We start from the raw sequence: 20011 nt of genomic DNA, 5'->3' as shown, positions 1-20011 counted from the left end.
TAGGCGGCGGAGTCGGTCGCGGGGGTTTCGGCGGGCTTGGAGTCGGTGGCTCGCGTTGCGGCCGCGCTCGATGCGGCGCGTTTCTTCAGGTATTCGTCGATGCCGCCGGGCAGATTGGTGAGTTTTCCATCGCCGAACAGGGCCCAGGTGGAGTCGCAGATGCGCTCGATCAGATAGCGGTCGTGGCTGATCACGACCAGCGTGCCCGCCCAATTGTCGAGCAGGTCTTCCAGTTGTTGCAGGGTGTCGATGTCCAGGTCGTTGGTCGGCTCGTCGAGGAGCAGGACATTCGGTTCGGACATCAGGATTCGGGTCAGTTGAAGCCTGCGGCGCTCGCCACCGGATAGGTCACCGACCGGGGTGCGCTGACGGGCCGGGGTGAAGCCCAGGCGCTCGGCCAGCTGGCCCGCGGAGATTTCCTTATCGCCCAGCATGATTCGCTGCGCGACCTGCTGTACCGCCTCCAGCACCCGCAGATCGGTCGGTAGGTCGTCGAGTTCCTGACGTAGCCAACCGATCTGGACCGTCTGGCCCTGAATGCGTTTGCCCGCAGCAGGTTCGACGGCACCGGCCAGCGTGCGTAGCAGGGTCGTCTTGCCGGAACCGTTCACACCGACCAGGCCGACCCGCTCCCCCGGCGCCAAGCGCCAAGTCAAGTCGCGCACCAACTCGCGGCCGTCCGGGGTGGTGAGGGTGGTGTCCTCGAGTTCGATGACGACGCGGCCCAGGCGCTTTCGCGCGAAGGCGGCCAGCGAGACGCTGTCGCGCGGCGGCGGCACATCGGCGATCAGTGCCTCGGCCGCCTCCACCCGGTAGCGCGGCTTGGACGTGCGGGCCTTCGCGCCGCGACGCAACCAGGCCAACTCCTTGCGCGCCAGATTCGCGCGCCTGGCCTCGGAGGCATCGGCCTGCCGCGCCCGCTCGGCGCGCGCGAAAATCCAGTCGCCGTAACCGCCTTCATAGCTTTCGACCTTGCCGCCGACGACCTCCCAGGTGTCGGTGGCGACGGTGTCGAGGAACCAGCGATCGTGGGTCACGACCACCAGCGCGCTGCGACGCTCCAGCAGATGTTGCGCCAGCCACTGCACGCCCTCGACATCGAGGTGGTTGGTCGGCTCGTCGAGCACGAGCAGATCGAGGTCGCGAACCAGCGCAGCGGCCAGTGCGACGCGGCGGCGCTCGCCACCGGAGAGATTGTCGACGGAAGTATCCAGACCGAGGCCCTCGATCCCGATGCCCTCCATCACCGAACGGATGCGCGGATTCGAGGCCCACTCGTGTTCGGCCATATTGTCGGTCATCGCGTCATCGGCCAGTCCGGCCAGCACCACGGATCCGACGGTCGCGCCCACGGGTAGTACCCCGCGCTGGGTCACCACTGCTATGCGCAGCCCGCCGACCCGGCTCACCCGGCCGCTGTCGGGCGGCTCGAGACCGGTGAGCACCTCCAACAGGGTGGTCTTGCCGCCGCCGTTCAGGCCGACGACACCGATCCGCTCGCCCGCGTGAATGCCGAGCGAAACATTGTCCAGGAGCGGTTTGATACCGAAGCTCTTGGAGACCTGTTCGAGATTGATCAGGTTGGACATGGATCCTTCCGAGTCATGCGCCGGGCGAGCACTCGCCCGGCGCAAGCGTACCGAGCATCCCGAACCACCCGCCGCCGCACCGAACGCCCGAGCGTCCATCCAGGTGTCACGGCCCGGGACCACTGCACGCCGCGCACTGTCGGGTTTCGGAGACTTGCGCGGCGAACGGCGTTCGGTTAGAGTCAGCCGTAGCGAACAACGTTCGTTACGAACGGTGTTACGGCGCTCCTGAGACACAGCCGCAGAATGGGAGCTCCGCCTCGAGATCGAGGTGAGTGGGGCGGCACGGTTTCAACTACCCCTGGAGGTTCTCATGCACGTCGGACTCGGTCTGCCCATTTCCGATCCCGCCGCCCTGCTCGACTGGGCCCGCCGCGCCGATGCGGGTCCGTTCTCCACGCTCGGTCTGCTCGACCGGCTCGTCTACGACAATCCCGAACCACTGGTCGCCCTCGGCATGATCGCCGGTGCCACCAACCGCATCAAGGTGCAGACCGAAGTGCTCATCGCGCCGCTGCGCGAGCCGTCGCTGCTCGCCAAGCAGGCCGCCACCCTCGATCGCATGTCCGGCGGCCGCCTGGTGCTCGGCCTCGGCGTCGGCGGTCGCGCGGACGATCACATCGCTTCCGGCACCGAGCTGCGCTCCCGCGGCCGTCGCATGGACGAACAACTCGAGATCATGCGTCGCCTGTGGTCCGGCCGGCCGTACGGCACCGACTGCGGACCGATCGGTCCCGCGCCGCTGCGTCCCGAGGGACCCGAACTGCTCTTCGGCGGCTTCCAGCCCGCCGCCATCGATCGCGGCGGCCGTTGGGGTGGCGGCTTTCTCGCCGCCGCCGCACCGTCGTGGGCCGGTGGTCTGTTCGACACCGCCCGCCGCTCGTGGAAGGAACACGGCCGCGACGGCGAGCCTCGCATTGTCGCCCAGGTCAATGTCGCGCTCGGCGCACCCGACCTGATCGAAGACGCCCGCACCTCGATGGGCGCCTACTACGAATTCAGCGGTCGCGCCGAGTTCATGCTCGCCGGAATGCTCACCACGCCCGACGAGATCCGCACGGCCATCAGCCAATTCGAGGATCTCGGCGCGGATGAGGTCATGCTCTACTGCTACGGCCGCGACGCCGACCAAGTGGACCGCCTCGCCGACGTGATCGCATAGCCGGCGAACCGTCAGCGCTTGCCTGGCGTGTCGCTGCTGATGACGCGAGCGCCGGGCACCGGTCCGCTGGCCGTGCGCACGCTACGGCACACACCGGCCCCCGCGAGCTCGGCCGCGACCGCCACCGCGCCGTCCTCGCTGTCACACAGGAATGCGCAGGTCGGGCCGGAGCCGGAGACCAGCCCGGCAAGCGCCCCGGCACCGACGCCCGCCCGCAATGTCCGACGCAACTCGGGCTTCAGCGACAGCGCGGCCGCCTGCAGATCGTTACCCAGCAGGGGCGCAAGCTGTTTCGGGTCACCGGAGGCCAGCGCCTGCATCAGCGCCTGCGGCTCGCCGAGCCGGGGCGGGGTGCCGTTCTCGCGTAGTCGGTCGAGTTCGGTGAAGACCGCTGGCGTGGACAATCCGCCCTTGGCGAGCGCGAGTACCCAGTGAAAGGTATTGCGGGACAACACCGGAAGTAGCCGCTCGCCGCGGCCGGTGCCGAGCGCCGTTCCGCCGTGCAGTGCGAACGGCACATCGCTGCCGAGTTCGGCTGCTACCGCGAACAATTCGTCGCGGGTCAGCCCGACATCCCAGAGTTCGTTCAGGCCTACCAGCGCCGCGGCGGCATCCGCACTGCCGCCGGCCATGCCACCGGCCACCGGAATGCCCTTGTTGATGGCGATTTCCACCAGCGGTGCGCGGCCGGCCAGATGGGCGACGCGCACGGCGGCCTTCCACACCAGATTGGTGCGATCGGTCGGCACGTCGTCGGCGCCCTCGCCGCTGACCCGCACGGTGAGCGAGGCGGCCGGTGCGAGTTCCAGATCGTCGCTGAGCGAGAGGGCTTGGAACACCGTGGTCAGATCGTGATAGCCGTCCGCGCGCACGTCACCGACGCCTAGGTGGAGGTTCACCTTGGATGGCGCGCGCACGATGACGGGACTTGGCACAACTGACAACACGGTGCTCAAGCCTATCCCGTGGGTACGACAGGTGCTCAGCTCGATATGAGACATTCACCGCCCATGGGTCGGACGGTTACAACAGCGCCCCGCCGGTGGCATCGATCCACTGTCCGGTGACCCACCGCGAATCGTCCGAGGCTAGGAATGCGGTGATATCCGCGATATCACCGGGCCGGCCGACTCGATTCAACGGCGACATTCCGGCCACCAACGCCTCGGTCTCGGCATTGCGCAACCAGTTCGCGTTCATATCGGTATCGATCACACCCGGCGCGACGGCATTCACGGTGATGCCGCGGGCGCCGAGTTCCTTTGCCAGCGTTTGGGTGAAGGTATCGATCGCGCCCTTGGTCATCGTGTAGGCGATCAGCTGCGGCATTCTCGCCCCGTGCGTGAGGCCGGTGGAGACATTGACGATGCGGCCGCCGTCGCGCAGCCGATCCAGCCCCAGCTTGGTGACGAAGAACGGCGCCTTCGCATTGACGGCGAAGACCCGGTCGAAGGCGGCCTCATCGGTGCCGCCGATCGGTTCGCGGATGCCATCGATGCCCGCGTTGTTGACGATGACGTCCACGCCGTCGGCCTGTGCGTCGAATGCGGCCCACAGCGTCGCGGCATCTCCGGGTACGCCGAGTTCGGCCTTGATCGCGAAGGCCGAACCGCCCGCCGCCTCGATGGCGACGACGGTTTCCTTCGCCGCCTGCTCATTGCCGTTGTAGTGCACGGCGACCCGCGCCCCGTCCCGGCCGAGCCGCTCCGCGATGGCCCGGCCGATGCCACGGCTCGCACCGGTGACCAGCGCGGTCTTGCCGTCGAGACGCTTGGTTCGCAGCAGTGCACCCATGACGGGTCCTTTCTCTAGCGGTCACTACAGAAAGGACGTTAGCACATTCTCTAGCGAGCGCTATAAAATGCGGACATGAGTGCACCGACCAGGGGACGCCCCCGCTCGTTCGATCGGGACGCCGCGCTGGAAAAGGCGCTGCGACTGTTCTGGGCGCGCGGTTACGAGGCAACCTCGATCGGCGATCTGACCGCGGCGATGGGCATCGGCGCGCCGAGTCTTTATGCCGCATTCGGCGATAAGGCGACGCTGTTCAACGAGGTGGTGCAGGTCTTCGGCACGCGCTACGGCAGCTTCATCCCGCGCGCGCTCGCCGAGGAGCCGACCGCCGAGGCGACGGTTCGCCGCATCCTGCGCGAGGCGGCGACGGAGTACACCCGGCCCGATTGCCCGCACGGCTGCCTGGTGATCAGTGCGGGACTCAATACCACCAGCACCGAGATCGCCGACATGCTGCGCGCGCTTCGCAATCGGAATGTGGAGGCCTTCGCCGCGCGCATCCAGGCTGATATCGATGCGGGTTCATTGCCACCGGACGCCGAGGCGACCACGCTCGCGCGGTATGTCGGCACCGTGATGCAGGGCATGTCACAGGCGGCCCGGGATGGCGCGAGCGCCGCGGAACTGGAGCGGGTTGCCGAAATGGCCATGGACGGTTGGCCTTCCGCCGTTTGATTCGGGAACTATCCGGACCTCTGCGGCGACTGATCGACGGAACCTCGGCGCAACTCACCCTTGCGTTCAATACCCTCTGGGGGTATGTTGATTTGCGTCGGGGATACCCCCACACCGTATGATCGAATGTGAGCGAAGGAGTCGGAGATGGCCACGAGCACCTACACCGTCACGGGGATGACCTGCGGACACTGCGTGAGCTCGGTCAAGTCGGAGATCGGCAAGATCGATGGCGTGACCAGCGTTGACGTCGACCTCGCCAGCGGTGCGGTCCGAGTGGACAGCGCCGCGCCGCTCGCTGACGCCGATATCGTCGCCGCTGTCGACGAGGCGGGATACGAGGTCGCCGTCTGATGCAGGCCCGGCTGAGATTCGCCGCGATCGGCGGCGGTCTCGTCGCGCTGTTCGGTGTCGCACTCGGTATCGGCGCCCTGGTGGGCGATCCGACCGGGTCGACACCGGACCACGGCGCGATGGCGCACACCGAACAGGACACCGGGCTGTCGGATTCGCGATCCGGCTACACCCTGACCGACCTGAGCGCACCCACTGACCCGAATCGAGCCGGGGCCCTGCATTTTCGGATCACCGGACCGGACGGAGCTCCGGTCACCCGATTCACCACCCAGCACGACAAGAAACTGCACCTGATCGTGGTCCGCTCGGACACCACCGGATATCGGCACGTGCACCCGACCATGGACGACACGGGCACCTGGTCGATCGATTGGAATTGGACAGCGCCCGGCACGTATCGCGTCTTCGCCGATTTCGTCCCCGAGCAGGAGCCCGGTGATCTAGTCCTGAGCCGCACCGTCACGGTCGCGGGACCGGCCGAGCTCCAACCACTTCCACCAGAGTCCCGGTCGGCGACGGTGGACGGTTACCAAGTGCGCATGGCGGGCGATCTGAGCACCGCGGGCAGCGAACTTCGTTTCACCGTGACGCGCGACGGCGCGCCGGTGACAGACCTGGAGCCGTATCTCGGCGCGTACGCGCATCTAGTGGTCTTGCGCGCCAACGACCTTGCCTACCTGCACGTCCATCCGCAGGGCGAAATCGGTCGCACCCCGGCGGGTCCGGAGGTCGACTTCCATGCCCAGACCCCGAGTGCGGGCGCATTTCGGTTGTATCTAGACTTCTCCCACGGCGGTGTCGTACATACCGCCGAGTTCACCGCGCGCGTCGAATCATCCACAGCGCCATCCACATCCGATGGTGGACACCATTCGAGTGGCGGTCACCCCTGACCACATGCGCCGATCACCGCGTGCTCGAGCTGGCATTCGGGGCGATGACCTGCGCTTTCCATGCGGCACGCGGAGTGCGGCGACACGCGTGAATTGATTGCCGCAGCACATGAATCCGGTTCCGCGACCAACAAGGCAAAAGTTGGTTATCCACAATCCGTTTCGCTCGCGGCGACGCCCCAGCAAGCGAACCGCTTGGATAACGCCACTTGGCCTTCGGCGCGGGCATCCACTATTGCATCGGCAACGCCCTCGCCCGCATGGAAGCCACCGCGGCCATCGCGGAAATCACCCGCCGCATCCCCGATATCGCCCCGGCCAGAGCGCCCGAGCGCATAGCCAGCCCCGTCCTGCGCAGCCTACGCACCCAACCGATCACCTTCACCCGCAACGAGATACACGCGGGTTGAACCTTCGGACCTCACGCCTGGGCGGCGAGGCGGACGAAGGCCGCGGTGTCCAGGGTTTCGCCGCGGGCGGTCGGAGCGATTCCGGCGGCCACGAGGCGACGTTCGGCTTCGGCGGGGGAACCGGCCCAGTTGCCGAGGGCGGCGCGGAGGGTTTTGCGGCGCTGGGCGAAGGCGGCGTCGACTACCTCGAAGACGCGGCGGCGGTGTGCTTCGTCCATCGGCCATGGCGGTTCGGCGTAGCGCTCGATGCGGACCAGGCCGGAGTCGACCCGGGGCACCGGCCAGAACACCTGGGTGCCCACCGCGCCCGCGCGCCGCACGGTGCCGAAGAAGCCCGCCTTGACGCTCGGGACGCCGTAGACGCGGCTGCCGGGATCGGCGGCGAGACGGTCCGCGACCTCGGCCTGCACCATCACCAATGAGGTTGTGATGCTGGGCAATTCGGCGAGCAGGTGCAGCAGCACCGGCACGGCGACGTTGTAGGGCAGATTCGCCACCAGCGCCGACGGCGCCGCAGGCAGTCTGTCCGCACGAACCCGCAGCGCATCGGCCTCCACGACGGTCAACTGCCCGGCCAGTTCCGGCGCGCGATCGGCGACGGTCACCGGAAGATGTTTCGCCAGTACGGGATCGATCTCGACGGCGATGACCGAATCCACCACATCGAGCAGCGCCAATGTCAGCGAACCGAGCCCCGGCCCGACCTCGAGCACCGCATCCCCGCGCCCGACCCCGGCCGCCGCGACAATCCGCCGCACCGTGTTGGCGTCGTGCACGAAGTTCTGTCCGAGCTGCTTGGTCGGCCGCACGCCGAGTCGCTCGGCCAATGCCCGCACCTCGGCGGGCCCGAGCAGGGCAGCACTCCCACGGGCGGAAATATCGGGTTCGGACACGTCCGACAACGTATCAACCCGCCCGCTGTGATCAGCCGATGCCCAGGCGACTCGTGCAGGCGGGCCAGGCGCCCCAACCCTGGCGGGCGCGGGTGACTTCGGCGATGGCGATCTGTTCTTCGCGGGTCGCCAGGTCGGCGCGCGGGGCGTACTTGAGACCGCCCTGACGTTCCCAGGTGCCCTGATCGAATTGAATGCCGCCGAAGTAACCGTTGCCGGTGTTGATGCCCCAGTTACCGGTGGACTCACAGCGGGCCAGCGCATCCCAGATATCGCCGTCACGCACCGGCGGCACCTCGGTACCGGGCTTGGCGCCCTTGCGGACGGTCTTCGGCTGAGCCGTCACCTTCACATTGGAAGCGATCGGCCGCCGACTGACCTCCTGGCCATTGACCATGGTGACCGCGAACGTCACGTCCTGCACGCCGGGCGCACCCGGGGTTTCCACCACGGTCCGGCTCATATTCATGGTCGGATCCTCGATCACGTTCTCCGGCGGATCGAGCGGCACCGTCTCGACCTTGTTCTCGACGCGCTGGCGGGTCACCACGATCCGCAGTCCATCGGTGAGCGGCGTGGTCGCCGCCGGCTCGACGGTGTCCTGCTCGATCAGCGGAATGCCCGCCGCGGTGAGGAATTCACCGACGGTCGGCGCGGCCAGTCGAACATCGACCGGCTTGCCGATGCCGTCGAGCAGCGATACCGCACGCGGGCTGGCGATCTGCAGCGCGGCGCCCTCGAGCGGCAGCTTCTCGTTGCGGGCCGGGGAAACGAATACCTCGCGGGGCAGGTGCAGTTGGTCGACCACATCGCCTGCGGTCAGACCGGTCGACCACACCTTCTCGGCCTTACCGTCCAGCGATATCGCGACCTCGCGCGCCCGGTTATAGGTGATGGTCGCGCCGTCGGTAATCGCCGCGGCCAGCGCGGGCCGGACCAGGTCGCGGTCGTTCACGTCGAACCCCGCGGCCTTCAACACCCCGCTGACGTTGCGCGACATGGTGGTCTGCGTCATCTGCTCACCGTCCACGACGACCGTGACCGTCTTCCGGTTCACGATCGCCATCGCGGCACCGACGATCAGCGTCACCAGCAACGCCGCAACCGCCGCGTACAGCAGCGGCGAGCGGGACTGGTTGATCCTCGTGAATGGAGACATGGTCACAGTACGATAACGAAGGGGTCAGCGGTCTACAACCGTAGTGTTACGAGCGGCGGGTATCAATATCACAAACGAATATCGACGCCGCAGGTAAATCACAAAACATGCCGACCAAAGTGACCTAGGACACACTTACCCGCCCGAATGTGAAACAAGATCAGGTGAAATTGCCAGCCCCTCGCGATTCCACCTGATCTCGAATTCAGATGCCGTAGATACGGCGGGCGTTGGCGGTGGTGATTTCGGCGAGAGCCACCGGATCCTGGTCACGCAATTCCGCCAGGGCGCGCACGGTGTAGGGCAGGCAATACGATTCGTTGGGTGCGCCACGGAATGGATGCGGCGTGAGATATGGCGCATCGGTTTCGACCAAGATCTGGTCATCGGGCACGACCTTGGCGGCCTCACGCAATTCGTGCGCGTTCTTGAAACTCACCGTGCCGGAGAAGCTGAGGATGTACCCCTCGGCGACACACGACATCGCCATATTGGTGTCCGAGGAAAAGCAATGGAAGATCACGGTTTCCGGAGCGCCCTCGTCCAGCAATACCGTCAGCAGATCGTGGTCGGCCTCGCGGTTGTGGATCATCAGCGGTTTGCGCAGACGTTTGGCCAGGTCGATATGCCAGCGGAAGCCCTCGACCTGATCCTCGATAGCGGCGCAGCCCTCCAGCTTGCCCGGCCAGTAGTAATCCAGACCGGTTTCGCCGATCGCGACCACGCGGGGGTCGGCGGCCAACCGCTCCAGTTCGGCCTTGGCCGCATCGTCGAGCGCATTCGCCCGCGTCGGATGCAGCGCCACGGCGGCGAACACCCTTCGATCCCAGTTCGCGGCCTGTACGGCCCACTGCGCCGCGGCCAGATCATCGGCGACGGTGACCACCTGGCCGACCCCGACCGAGGCCGCACGATCCACGATCACCGCGGTCGACTCCGCATCGGTCGCCCCGCAGGCATCCAGATGCGTATGCGCGTCCACCAGCGGCGCGAGCGGTTCCGGCAGTTCGGGCGCGGCCCGTTCGGCGCTCATCGGCGAACTCCGGCCGAACCGAACACAGGCGCGTGACGGCGGTAATCGCCTCCAGGGATATTCACGTGAGCGTCGGAATCCACGCGCATTACAGTAGATGCACCATGAGCGAGCGAAGCGAGCGATCAATCAACACAGCCGCCAGTGCGGTCATGCCGGAGCCGAGCGTCAGCGAGGCGCAGGCCGCGAGGGAGCGGAGCGAGCGAGCCGAAGGCGCAGCCGCAATTGCGGTCATGCCGGAGCCGAGCGTCAGCGAGGCGCAGGCTCAGCGAGGCGCAGGCATGAGCGCAGCTGACCGCCCCGCCTTCTACATCACAACGGCCATCGCATACCCGAACGGTGCGCCGCACATCGGGCATGCGTACGAGTACATCTCGTCCGACGCCCTCGCCCGCTTCAAGCGGCTCGATGGTTATGACGTCTTCTTCATGACCGGCACCGATGAGCACGGGCAGAAGATGCAGCAGACCGCGGTCGCCGAGGGGGTGCCGGTGGAGGAGCTCGCGGCGCGCAACTCGGATGTGTTCGAGGCGATGGACAAGACGCTGGACATCTCCTACGACCGTTTCATCCGCACCACCGATGACGACCACCAGGTGGCCAGCGCGGCGATCTGGGAGCGGATGCTCGCCAACGGCGATATCTACCTGGACAACTACTCGGGTTGGTACTCGGTGCGCGACGAGGCGTTCTACACCGAGGAAGAAACGACGCTGCTCGAGGACGGCACCCGGATCTCGACCGAATCGAAGACGCCGGTCACCTGGACCGAGGAGTCGAACTACTTCTTCCGGCTGTCGAACTACCAGGACAAGCTGCTCGCGCTCTACGATGAACATCCCGAATTCATCGCGCCAGCAACGGCTCGCAATGAGATGGTGAGTTATGTGAAGGCGGGTCTGAAGGACCTGTCCATTTCACGCACCACCTTCGACTGGGGTGTTCCGGTGCCCGGCCATCCCGATCACGTGATGTACGTATGGGTGGACGCGCTCACCAACTACATCACCGGCGTCGGCTTCCCGGATACGGAATCCGTTGCGTTCCAGCGGTTCTGGCCTGCGGACGTGCACATCATCGGTAAGGACATCACCCGGTTCCACACCGTGTACTGGCCCGCGTTCCTGATGTCGGCCGGGATCGAGTTGCCGAAACGCGTTTTCGTGCACGGGTTCCTGTACAACAAGGGCGAGAAGATGTCCAAGTCGGTCGGCAATGTGGTCGACCCGCTCGCGCTGGTCGACGAGTACGGCGTGGACGCGGTGCGGTTCTTCCTGCTGCGCGAGATCTCCTACGGTCAGGATGGCAGCTACAGCCACGAGGCGATCGTCGGGCGGATCAATACCGACCTCGCCAATGAATTCGGAAATCTGGTGCAGCGCAGCCTGAAGCTGGTCGCGCGCGACTGCGGCGGTGTGGTGCCGACACCGGGCGAATTCACCGAGGCCGATCGCGCCCTGCTCGACCGCGCCAACGGTCTGCTGGAGCGCTGCCGCACCGAATTCGATTCCCAGCAAATGCATTTGGCACTCGAGGCGATCTGGCTGACGCTCGGTGAGGCCAACCGCTACTTCTCCGCGGAGGCGCCGTGGGCGCTGGCCAAGACCGGCACCGAGGAGTCATTGGCCCGCGAGGCGACAGTGCTGTACGTGACCATCGAACTGCTGCGCATCGTGGCGATTCTGGTGCAACCCGTGCTGCCCGAATCCGCTGGCAAGATCCTCGATCTGCTGGCAAGCCAGAACCGTACATTCGCCGATATCGCGACCCCGCTGGTCCCCGGCACCCCGCTCCCGGAGCCCGAAGCGGTCTACCCGCGCTACGTGGAGCCGAAGAAGTAATCAGCCGAAGGCGATACAGCACGAGGCGTTCCAGGCGGCTACCGCATCTGCGATAACAAGACGCGCCGCTACTGGGGTGACCACTACCAGCTGTGCCCGGACGATCTGCTGACCGAGCTCAATGGCGCCGCCGATTATGCGAAGATCACCGCCTTTCTGAGGCGCTACCGCTCGATAAAGCGGTAGCGCTTCAGGTTCAGCCGGATCGCCCGGGAAGGCTACTTCCAGCGGTCGAGCAGCCGATTGATCTCAGCGGTCAGCGCCCACTGCAGCATGGGGCCGAAGGTGATGCGGCCGACGCCCTGTTCGGCGAAGACCGCCTTGTCCGACTTATCGGGCAGCCCGACAGCACTGATCGGCAGCGGCAATTCGCTGGTCAGCCTGCGCATATCGGTATCGGAGTGCCGACCCGCCGGGAACAGCGAATCCGCACCCGCCGCGGCGGCCAGCCGCAGGCGCGCGATGGCGCGATCGACGCGGTCGCTCGCGTCACCGTCCTCACGCATGAACAGGTCGGTGCGCGCATTGATGACCACGTGCACACCCGCCGCATCGGCGAATTGCCGCAAATCGTGCACGAAATCGGCATGCTCCTCGGGCGTGCGCAACCGGCCGCCCTCACTGTGCACCGTGTCCTCGATATTGAGGCCGATCGCACCCGCCTCCAGCAGTCCCTCGATCAACTGCGCGGGCTCGAGGCCGTAACCGGATTCGATATCGACCGACACCGGAACCTCGACCGCGCCGGTGATCTGCCGGACGCGGGTCAACAGTTCCGCGAATTTCATCCCTTCCTTATCGCTGCGTCCGATCGAGTCGGCGACCGGATGACTACCCATGGTCAGCGCCGAAAATCCTGCCGCGACAGCGACATTCGCCGACCACGCATCCCACACCGTCGGAAAGACACCGGGATCGCCCGGGACATGCAATTCGAGAAACGCCTTCGCCTTGCTTTCCAAAGAGGTCATGACATCGATCATCGTCGCGCCCGTGATCGATAGCACTATGACACTCCCCATCCGGCCGCCCGGGAGTGTCGGCGATGGCGAGTCGAGCTAGGAACTGTCACCGCCGTCGCGGCGTGCCGTCAGCACCGCGTCGTACAGTTCGCGGCGGGAAACGCCGGTCTCGGCGGCCACCTGGGCGCATGCGTCCTTGAGGCGAATACCTTCGGCGGTCAGCGATTCGACCTCGTCGACCAGATCGGCGGGATCGGCGGCGACGGGTTGGGCGCCTTCGAGGACGACGGTGATTTCACCGCGCGCCCCATCGACCGCCCAGGCGGCCAGTTCGCCGAGGTTGCCGCGGACGACCTCCTCGTAGGTCTTGGTCAGTTCCCGGCAGACCGCGGCCCGCCGGTCCGGACCGAGCACCTCGACCGCGTCGGCCAGACAGTCGGCGAGCCGGTGCGGTGCCTCGAAAAATACGCAGGCGCGCGATTCGGTAAGTAAGGTGCGCAACCACTCTCGACGCTGGCCGGATTTGCGCGGCGCGAATCCGTCGAAACAGAAGCGTTCCACCGGGAGCGCGGACAATGCCAGTGCGGTGGTCACCGCCGACGGACCCGGCAGGCAGGTGACCGGCAGCTGACGCTCGACACAGGCCACCACCATGCGATAGCCCGGATCGCTCACCGACGGCATACCCGCATCGGTCACCAACAGCACCGTGCTGCCGCCCTCGATCTCATCGAGCAGCGCCGGAATCTTGGCGGACTCCACGTGGTCGTCGAACCGCAGGACACGCCCGGTGATCTCCACCTCCAGGGCCTTGGCGAGGGAGCGGGTGCGCCGGGTGTCCTCGGCCGCGATGATCTCGGCGGACCCGAGCGCCTCGCGCAGCCGCTGTGAGGCATCACCGATCTCGCCCATCGGCGTCGCCGCGAGCACCAATCGGCCCACTTGGTCCGCCACCGCTCTCCTCCGCCTCCCCGGCCCTTTTGCCGGTCGTCAACACCGCGAGACTTGGTCGCCGGACCGGCGGTTAAGTGCGCGACGAGTCCTGGGCGTACCCGATGAGTTACCCATGTCCTCACGAAATCAGTCGCGACCTTCGCTGGAGAAAGATTCTCTCACCATAGGAAAATGAATCCGGTGCTGGGTTATCGCGCCGACGTAGATACTCATCTCGTGCCGCCTGGCCCGCTGCTCAGGGTGTGATTCGCGCGGCGGCGCGCTCACCGGTGCGGGTCAGGGTGGCTCGCACAGCATACGATCGGGGCGTGACCCAGGTGACCGACCAGCGCGCGACCGTAGCCGGGGCCGTGCCCTCTTGGTCGAGCCCCGCGCCCCTGCGTCCATCGCCCGACTTCGGGCCGCTCGACAAGCTCCAAGGGTGGGTGGTCACCGCGGTACTCACCGCGATCGCGGCGTTGACGCGGTTCATCCTGCTGGACTATCCGACCGACGCCTACACCCCGGTCTTCGACGAGAAGCATTACGCGCCACAGGCCTGGCAGATCCTCACCGGCGGCGGCGTCGAGGACAATCCCGCATACGGATTGGTGGTGCATCCCCCGATCGGCAAACAGCTGATCGCGGTGGGCGAGTGGATGTTCGGCTACAACGGCTGGGGTTGGCGATTCAGTGCGGCGCTGGCGGGCACGATCCTGGTGCTGCTGGTCATCCGGATCGTGCGCCGGTTGGCGCGGTCCACCATGGTCGGCGCGATCGCGGGCATTCTGCTGATCGCCGACGGACTCACCTTCGTCTCCTCGCGCATCGGCATGCTCGACATCTTCATGGGGGTGCTGGTCACCGCCGCATTCGGCTGTCTGATCGTGGACCGCGACGAGGTGCGCGCCCGAATCGCCAAGGCGGACTACGAGGGTCGCATCGATGCGAGCGATTGGGGTCCGCGACTAGGAGTGCGCTGGTGGCGCTTCGGCGCCGGTGTACTGCTCGGACTGTCCTGCGGCACAAAGTGGTCCGGGATGTACTTCATTCTCGCGTTCGGGCTCATGAGCGTCTATTTCGACGTGTCCGCGCGGCGCGCCTACGGTGTGCGGCAGCCCTGGGTCGGCACGGCGGTGCGTGATGTCGGGCCCGCGCTGTACTCGTTGGTGCTGATTCCGCTCGGGGTGTATCTGGCCAGTTACTGGGCCTGGTTCGCCAGTGAGGACGGTGTCTTCCGCTATGCGGTCGGCAATCAGGTCGGTCGCGATGGACCGTGGTCGTGGTTGCCGAATGCGCTGCGCTCGCTGTGGTACTACAGCGGCGAAACACTGCGCTTCCACGAGGGCCTGACCAATTCGGCCGGTAACCATCACCCGTGGGAATCCAAGCCGTGGACCTGGCCGATGGGGCTGCGGCCGATGCTCTACTACTACGCCGACAGCGGTGTCACCGGATGCGGTCAAACCCAGTGCGTGAAGGCCGTGATGCTGATCGGGACCCCGGCGATCTGGTGGATCGCATTCCCGGTGCTGGGCTGGATGCTGTGGCGCACTGTGGTCCGCCGGGACTGGCGCTATGCGGCGGTGCTCACCGGATACGGCGCTGGACTCATTCCCTGGTTCTTCACCCTCGATCGGCAGATGTACTACTTCTACGCCGTGCCGCTGGCCCCGTTCCTGGTAATGGGGATCGCACTGGTGTGCGGCGATATTCTCGGCCCGGCACGGTCGGTGCACATACCGCGAAGTCCGGCCGGCACCTATCTGCCCGCGGTCCCCAGTGAACGGCGCAGCCTCGGACTGCTCGCGGTCTGCATCTACCTCGGCCTGGTGATCGCCAATTTCATCTGGCTCTGGCCGATTCTGACCGCGCTGCCGATTACGCCCGGTAACTGGCACGATCATCTCTGGCTGCCCAGTTGGCGCTGAGGACTAACTCTCCAGCGCCGCCTTGACGTACTTCAGGGCGGCCTCGTCATCGAGACCGAGCCGTCTGATGGTGGCGACGTAGTCGGTCGCGGCGCGCCCTGCCAGATCCTTGGTCGGGTCACCCGAGGACGCGATGAAAGATCCTTGCCTGCCCCGGGTTTCGACGACCCCATCGGCCTCGAGTTCCCGATAGGCACGAGCGACCGTATTGGGCGCCAGCCCGAGTTGCGCGGCCAGAGCTCGCACCGTCGGGATCTTCGTTCCCGCCGTCAACTCCCCCGAGCGCACCTGCGCGATGACACCCAGCCGCAGCTGCTCGTAGGGCGGAATCGACGAATCATGGGTCACGGTAATGGTGAACATCGCACGGTCACACATCATCTCGGGACACCGGGCAGGACATGCACCGCGGTCCGCCACGGCCGGAACCCAATTCGGAGCCCGGGATGCGTAGCACCTCGATGCCCGCATCTTCGAGCCGCGCATTGGTCATATCGTTGCGCTCGTACGCGACAACCACACCGGGCGCGAGCGCCAGCGTGTTGTTGCCGTCGTCCCACTGCTCGCGTTCGGCGGTGACCACATCGAGCCCGGTATCGATGACCCGCAGCTTGCCGATGCCCATCGCATCCGCGGCCGCGGGCAGGAACGGATCGGGACCGCGCATGCTCACCCTCGCCTGGTCGTTGCGTCCGCCGTAATCGTCCTCGCGATGAATCGTAAACGCGCACAGCGAATCCCGGACCGCCGGATACATCACGACGGCATCGGTGTCGACCATGGTGCACACCGTGTCCAGGTGCATGGTCGCGCGACTCTGGGCGATCGGGACGACCAGCACCGTGTGGGCCAGATCGTCATCGAACAGACTGCGCGCCAACGCTTCCGCGCCCGCGGGCGAGGTGCGCTCGCCGACCCCGACCGCGACCACGCCGGGCGCGAGCAACAGCACATCACCGCCCTCGATCGGCGCGGTATGTGATTCGTAGGCCCGCCGCACGCCGAGGAAGCGCGGATGAAATGCGTAGATGAGGTCGGTCAGCGAGGTCTCACGCATCCGGGCGGGCAGGGCGAGTGAGGTGATCGCCACCCTTGGGCCGACCCAGAATGACGAATCCCTGGTGAACAGCAGATTCGGCAGCGGATCGATGACGAAATCCGCACCGTGGTGCATGCGCCGCACCAGCGAGGTGTTGTCGCCCTCGAAGGGCAGTTCGTCGAAGGTCATCCCGGCCATCAGGATGTTGGCCAGATCCCTGGCCCGGACGCCACGCAGGAACGCGGCGAGCTCGTCGGCCAGCATATGCCCGAGTTTGCGTGCGTCGACCGCGCCGGAGATGCCCTGGATGCGGGCCGCGCCGCTGACCGAGAGGGTTTCGGCGAGCAGATCGGCGAGCAGCAGCACCTCGACGCCGCGTTCGCGCAACACCCCGGAGAAGATGTCGTGCTCCTGCTGTGCCCGCTCGACCCAGGGAATGCCGTCGAAGAGCAATTGATCGTTATTGCGCGGGGTCAGCCGCCGCAATTCGTCGCCTGGCCGGTGCAGCAGCACCGTGCGCAGGGTCCCGACCTCCGAGCTGACCGCCAGCCGACCGTCCGGATCGCCGACACCGTCCAACTCATCGTCCGCACCGCCATCGTGCCCCGCCCGCACCGCGTCTGCTCCCATGCTCCGACCGTAGTTCGCCGAGGGCGTAAGAGCACGCAATTGGGTGTCTCCGATTCCGACCCCAGCACACCCTAACCTGAAGTATTGTTTAGGTGAATGGAGGAGCGTGATGTCGACAACCGATTGGCGAGCGAAGGAGCTGACCCCCGGGCAGCTGTCCGAGCGTAGCGGAGTAGCGGTCTCCGCGTTGCACTTCTACGAACGCGAGGGTCTCATTTCGAGTCGTCGCACGAGTGGAAATCAACGCAGATACGCGCGCGAAACGCTGCGTCGCGTCGCCTTCATCCGCATCTCCCAGCGGGTCGGCATTCCGTTGAGCGAAATCCGCGCCGCACTGGACAAGCTCCCAGAAGGCCGCACCCCGACCCGGCGCGACTGGGAGACCCTGTCCACCGCGTGGCAGGCCGACCTCGACGACCGCATCACCCAGCTGACTCGCCTGCGCGACAACCTGACCGGCTGCATCGGCTGCGGCTGCCTGTCGCTCGGCAGCTGCCGACTGGTCAACGAACACGACCGCCTCGGCGAACAGGGGCCGGGCGCCCGCGTGCTCGATGTGACGCTCAACTGCCCATCGAAGCCAGCAGCCTGTTGAACCGATCGCTGGTGCGGCGAATCACGAATTCGTAGGGGTAGGCGAATTTGCGCGCCCACCAATAGCCGAAGCGGATATCGAAGGAGGTGTAGACGAGGAACCGATTGCGCTCGATACCGCGCAGGATCGCCGCCGCAACATGTTCCGGCGATGCGGCATGCTTGGTGAACGCGGTGGTGAGTCGCTTTATCTTCGGGTCTTCCCTGTCCACGCCGACCAGCTCGACGCTCTGCACCAGCGGTGTGTTCACCGCGCCGGGCACAACCAGATGCACCGAAATGTCGTGGTGCCGTAAGTCGAATCGCAGCACCTCGGAAACGCCGCGGATGCCGAATTTGCCCGCGCTGTAGGCGGCATGCCACGGCAGCGCGAGGATTCCGGCCGCCGAGGAGACATTCACCAGTGCCCCACCGCGTTTCGCCCGGACCATCGGCGGCACGAAGTTCTCGATCACATGGATGGGGCCCATCAGGTTGACATCCACCATCTTGCGCCAATGCCGGTGCTCGAGGTTCTCGACGGTGCCCCAGGTGGAGGTGCCCGCGATATTCATGACGATATCGACGCTGCCGAATTCGGCGTGCACGTCGGTGGCGAAGGCGGTGACCGCGTCGTAGTCGGTGATATCCAGGGCACGCGCGGTGAGTACGGTGCCGCCCGCCTCCTTGATGGTGCGAACCGTATCCTCGAGGCCCTCGGCATTGATATCGGTCAGCACCAGTTCGGCCCCGCCGGCCGCGCACGCCAAGGCGGTCGCCCGGCCTATCCCGCTCGCCGCCCCGGTGACCAGCACCTTCGCATCCCGCACTGTCTTCCTGCGCCCAAAGCCAAGCACACCGGATCCCATCTCGAATATCCCCAATCGGTTGCACGCAGGGTACGCGGCAACGGTCACGTTCCGACGTTCATACGGCCGAAGCGGGTCGCGGCGTTCGAATCGGGACGGCAGGCTATCGCCCGAGCACCTCCAACATCCCGGCCACTGCCCGCGGCCAGGTGAACTGCTCAGCCCGGCTGCGTGCCGCCTTCCGACGCCCGGCGGTGGGCATCGCGAGCACATCGGTGACGGCCTGGGCGAAGGCGGATGGGCGATCGGCGGCGACCGCGCCGCATTCGGCGGTGACGATATCGGCGAGCGCCGAGGATCGGCTGGCGACGACCGGCGTACCTGCGGCCAATGCCTCCAGTGCGGCGAGTCCGAAGGTCTCATGCGGTCCCGGTGCCAGCGAAACATCGGCGGTGGCCAGTAGTTTCGCCACCATTGCCCGGTCGGTGATGAATCCGGTGAAGTGCACCGCAGGCAGACCACCGGTCAGCGGCGGCAAAGAACGGGCCCGACGCTCCAGGGCTTCGCGCCGCGGTCCCTCCCCCGCCACGACCAGCCGGGCCTCGATCCCCGCCTTGCGCAGTGCGCCGATGGCTTCGATGCTGCGATCCGCCCGCTTCTCCACCGACAATCTGCCGCAGTGCACAAGCAGCGGATGTCCCGGCACGCCGAGATCGGCGCGCAGGCGGTAGTCGCGGCGACGCGGGCTGAAAAGTTCGAGATCCACCCCGAGCGGCACCAGTTCGACATTGGGCGCGTCGATGCGCAGGAACTCGGCGCGCGCGAATTCCGTTGTGCAGACCACGATGTCGTAGTCGTCCGCGGTGCGCCGATTGGCGAAATCGGCGCATCGGCGCGCCACCGGGCCGGGCATGACCTGGCCGAGTAGTCGGTCCAGGCGCTCGTGCGAGATCATTACGCTCGCCACGTCGCGGGTGCGCGCCCAGCGTCCGAATCCCCGCAGCGTCAGCCGATCCGAAACCTCGAGTACGTCCGGCCGCAACCCGGCCAGCACATCGGCCACCCGGCGCGGATCCGCCGCTCGATAACCGCCGGTCCCTGGAATCGCCAATGCGGGCAAAGTGATCCGCACCGCACCGGTCGGCAGGATCTCCTCGGCCCGGCGCGGTCCGGGCACGATCAGCACCACCTCGTGCCCGGCGGCCACATACCCTTCGCCCAGGTGGTGCAAAGCGGTGCGCAGCCCACCCGACCGCGGACCGTAGAAGTTCGCCAGCTGCACGATGCGCACATCGCCGATCGTGCAGCGAATCGGGTTCGCCCCGGAA

Annotated in this window: 20 protein-coding genes; 8 read left to right on the top strand and 12 right to left on the bottom strand. The window is 66.5% G+C overall.

All coding sequences use genetic code 11. The features are described from left to right. Positions 1–1589: ABC-F family ATP-binding cassette domain-containing protein (locus tag ACZ60G_RS35130; protein ID WP_465815672.1), on the bottom strand; the 1589-nt coding region annotated here is incomplete at its 3' end. Positions 1590–1902: 313 nt separating this feature from the next. On the opposite strand from ACZ60G_RS35130, the gene ACZ60G_RS35125 reads away from it, so the two are divergent. Continuing rightward, positions 1903–2751: an LLM class flavin-dependent oxidoreductase gene (locus tag ACZ60G_RS35125; RefSeq protein ID WP_465815670.1), complete on the top strand. Its 849-nt coding sequence runs from the start codon at positions 1903–1905 to the stop codon at positions 2749–2751. An 11-nt stretch (positions 2752–2762) separates the two neighbouring features. Here ACZ60G_RS35125 and ACZ60G_RS35120 read toward each other — a convergent pair whose 3' ends face one another. Together ACZ60G_RS35120 and ACZ60G_RS35115 are read right to left on the bottom strand one after the other, a co-directional pair. Next, the gene (locus ACZ60G_RS35120; protein WP_063036776.1) at positions 2763–3698 is read right to left on the bottom strand and encodes a 4-(cytidine 5'-diphospho)-2-C-methyl-D-erythritol kinase; all 936 of its coding nucleotides are present in this window, start codon (positions 3696–3698) and stop codon (positions 2763–2765) included. A gap of 76 nt (positions 3699–3774) precedes the next feature. After that, entirely contained in the window at positions 3775–4545 is a 771-nt protein-coding gene (locus ACZ60G_RS35115) for an SDR family oxidoreductase (RefSeq protein WP_465815668.1), read from the bottom strand. A 75-nt stretch (positions 4546–4620) separates the two neighbouring features. Here ACZ60G_RS35115 and ACZ60G_RS35110 point away from each other — a divergent pair, with 75 nt between their 5' ends. From ACZ60G_RS35110 to ACZ60G_RS35095, 4 genes are all read left to right on the top strand, one after another. Beyond that, positions 4621–5220 carry a TetR/AcrR family transcriptional regulator gene (locus ACZ60G_RS35110; protein ID WP_465815666.1) on the top strand — a complete coding sequence of 200 codons (600 nt, stop codon included), beginning with the start codon at positions 4621–4623 and terminating at the stop codon, positions 5218–5220. Positions 5221–5367: 147 nt separating this feature from the next. Further along, positions 5368–5574 carry a heavy-metal-associated domain-containing protein gene (locus ACZ60G_RS35105; RefSeq protein WP_465815664.1) on the top strand — a complete coding sequence of 69 codons (207 nt, stop codon included), beginning with the start codon at positions 5368–5370 and terminating at the stop codon, positions 5572–5574. After that, a complete protein-coding gene (locus ACZ60G_RS35100; protein WP_465815662.1) occupies positions 5574–6470 on the top strand; it encodes a hypothetical protein in 897 nt (298 codons plus the stop codon). Before ACZ60G_RS35105 ends, ACZ60G_RS35100 begins: the two co-directional genes overlap by 1 nt. Positions 6471–6679: 209 nt before the next feature. Continuing rightward, on the top strand, positions 6680–6880 hold the full coding sequence (locus ACZ60G_RS35095; protein ID WP_465815660.1) for a cytochrome P450: 201 nt from the start codon (positions 6680–6682) through the stop codon (positions 6878–6880). Between the two features lie 11 nt (positions 6881–6891). Here ACZ60G_RS35095 and rsmA read toward each other — a convergent pair whose 3' ends face one another. The 3 genes from rsmA to ACZ60G_RS35080 all read right to left on the bottom strand — a co-directional run bounded on the left by rsmA (position 6892) and on the right by ACZ60G_RS35080 (position 9965). Beyond that, on the bottom strand, positions 6892–7773 hold the full coding sequence (rsmA, locus tag ACZ60G_RS35090) for a 16S rRNA (adenine(1518)-N(6)/adenine(1519)-N(6))-dimethyltransferase RsmA (protein WP_465815658.1): 882 nt from the start codon (positions 7771–7773) through the stop codon (positions 6892–6894). Positions 7774–7804: 31 nt separating this feature from the next. Continuing rightward, positions 7805–8932 carry a transglycosylase family protein gene (locus tag ACZ60G_RS35085; RefSeq protein WP_465815656.1) on the bottom strand — a complete coding sequence of 376 codons (1128 nt, stop codon included), beginning with the start codon at positions 8930–8932 and terminating at the stop codon, positions 7805–7807. 205 nt (positions 8933–9137) lie between these two features. After that, positions 9138–9965 carry a TatD family hydrolase gene (locus ACZ60G_RS35080; RefSeq protein ID WP_465815654.1) on the bottom strand — a complete coding sequence of 276 codons (828 nt, stop codon included), beginning with the start codon at positions 9963–9965 and terminating at the stop codon, positions 9138–9140. Between the two features lie 281 nt (positions 9966–10246). Between ACZ60G_RS35080 and metG the strand changes: the two genes are divergently transcribed. Continuing rightward, positions 10247–11806, top strand: a complete 1560-nt coding sequence (gene metG, locus ACZ60G_RS35075; protein WP_465815652.1) for a methionine--tRNA ligase — start codon at positions 10247–10249, stop codon at positions 11804–11806. Positions 11807–12024: 218 nt separating this feature from the next. Here metG and ACZ60G_RS35070 read toward each other — a convergent pair whose 3' ends face one another. Next, positions 12025–12777 carry an isocitrate lyase/PEP mutase family protein gene (locus ACZ60G_RS35070; protein ID WP_465815650.1) on the bottom strand — a complete coding sequence of 251 codons (753 nt, stop codon included), beginning with the start codon at positions 12775–12777 and terminating at the stop codon, positions 12025–12027. A gap of 87 nt (positions 12778–12864) precedes the next feature. Next, positions 12865–13722: a 16S rRNA (cytidine(1402)-2'-O)-methyltransferase gene (gene rsmI, locus ACZ60G_RS35065; protein WP_465815648.1), complete on the bottom strand. Its 858-nt coding sequence runs from the start codon at positions 13720–13722 to the stop codon at positions 12865–12867. Positions 13723–14030: 308 nt separating this feature from the next. Between rsmI and ACZ60G_RS35060 the strand changes: the two genes are divergently transcribed. After that, positions 14031–15632, top strand: a complete 1602-nt coding sequence (locus ACZ60G_RS35060) for a dolichyl-phosphate-mannose--protein mannosyltransferase (RefSeq protein WP_465815646.1) — start codon at positions 14031–14033, stop codon at positions 15630–15632. A gap of 3 nt (positions 15633–15635) precedes the next feature. Here the strand turns inward: ACZ60G_RS35060 and ACZ60G_RS35055 are convergent, their stop codons facing one another. After that, on the bottom strand, positions 15636–15995 hold the full coding sequence (locus tag ACZ60G_RS35055) for a GntR family transcriptional regulator (protein ID WP_465815688.1): 360 nt from the start codon (positions 15993–15995) through the stop codon (positions 15636–15638). 7 nt (positions 15996–16002) lie between these two features. After that, on the bottom strand, positions 16003–17301 hold the full coding sequence (gene arcA / locus ACZ60G_RS35050) for an arginine deiminase (RefSeq protein WP_465815644.1): 1299 nt from the start codon (positions 17299–17301) through the stop codon (positions 16003–16005). A 109-nt stretch (positions 17302–17410) separates the two neighbouring features. Between arcA and soxR the strand changes: the two genes are divergently transcribed. Next, the gene (gene soxR, locus ACZ60G_RS35045) at positions 17411–17896 is read left to right on the top strand and encodes a redox-sensitive transcriptional activator SoxR (RefSeq protein WP_040695381.1); all 486 of its coding nucleotides are present in this window, start codon (positions 17411–17413) and stop codon (positions 17894–17896) included. On the opposite strand, the gene ACZ60G_RS35040 is transcribed toward soxR, so the two are convergent. Then, a complete protein-coding gene (locus ACZ60G_RS35040; protein ID WP_465815642.1) occupies positions 17865–18743 on the bottom strand; it encodes an SDR family oxidoreductase in 879 nt (292 codons plus the stop codon). The two genes, soxR and ACZ60G_RS35040, sit on opposite strands and share 32 nt — an antisense overlap. Before the next feature lie 103 nt (positions 18744–18846). Beyond that, a complete protein-coding gene (locus tag ACZ60G_RS35035; RefSeq protein WP_465815640.1) occupies positions 18847–19974 on the bottom strand; it encodes a glycosyltransferase in 1128 nt (375 codons plus the stop codon). Positions 19975–20011: the final 37 nt, after the last annotated feature.

The organism is Nocardia sp. NPDC102475, assembly GCF_055584605.1.
Note: the sequence above shows the minus strand (reverse complement) of the source record. Positions and strands in the feature narration are given on the sequence as shown.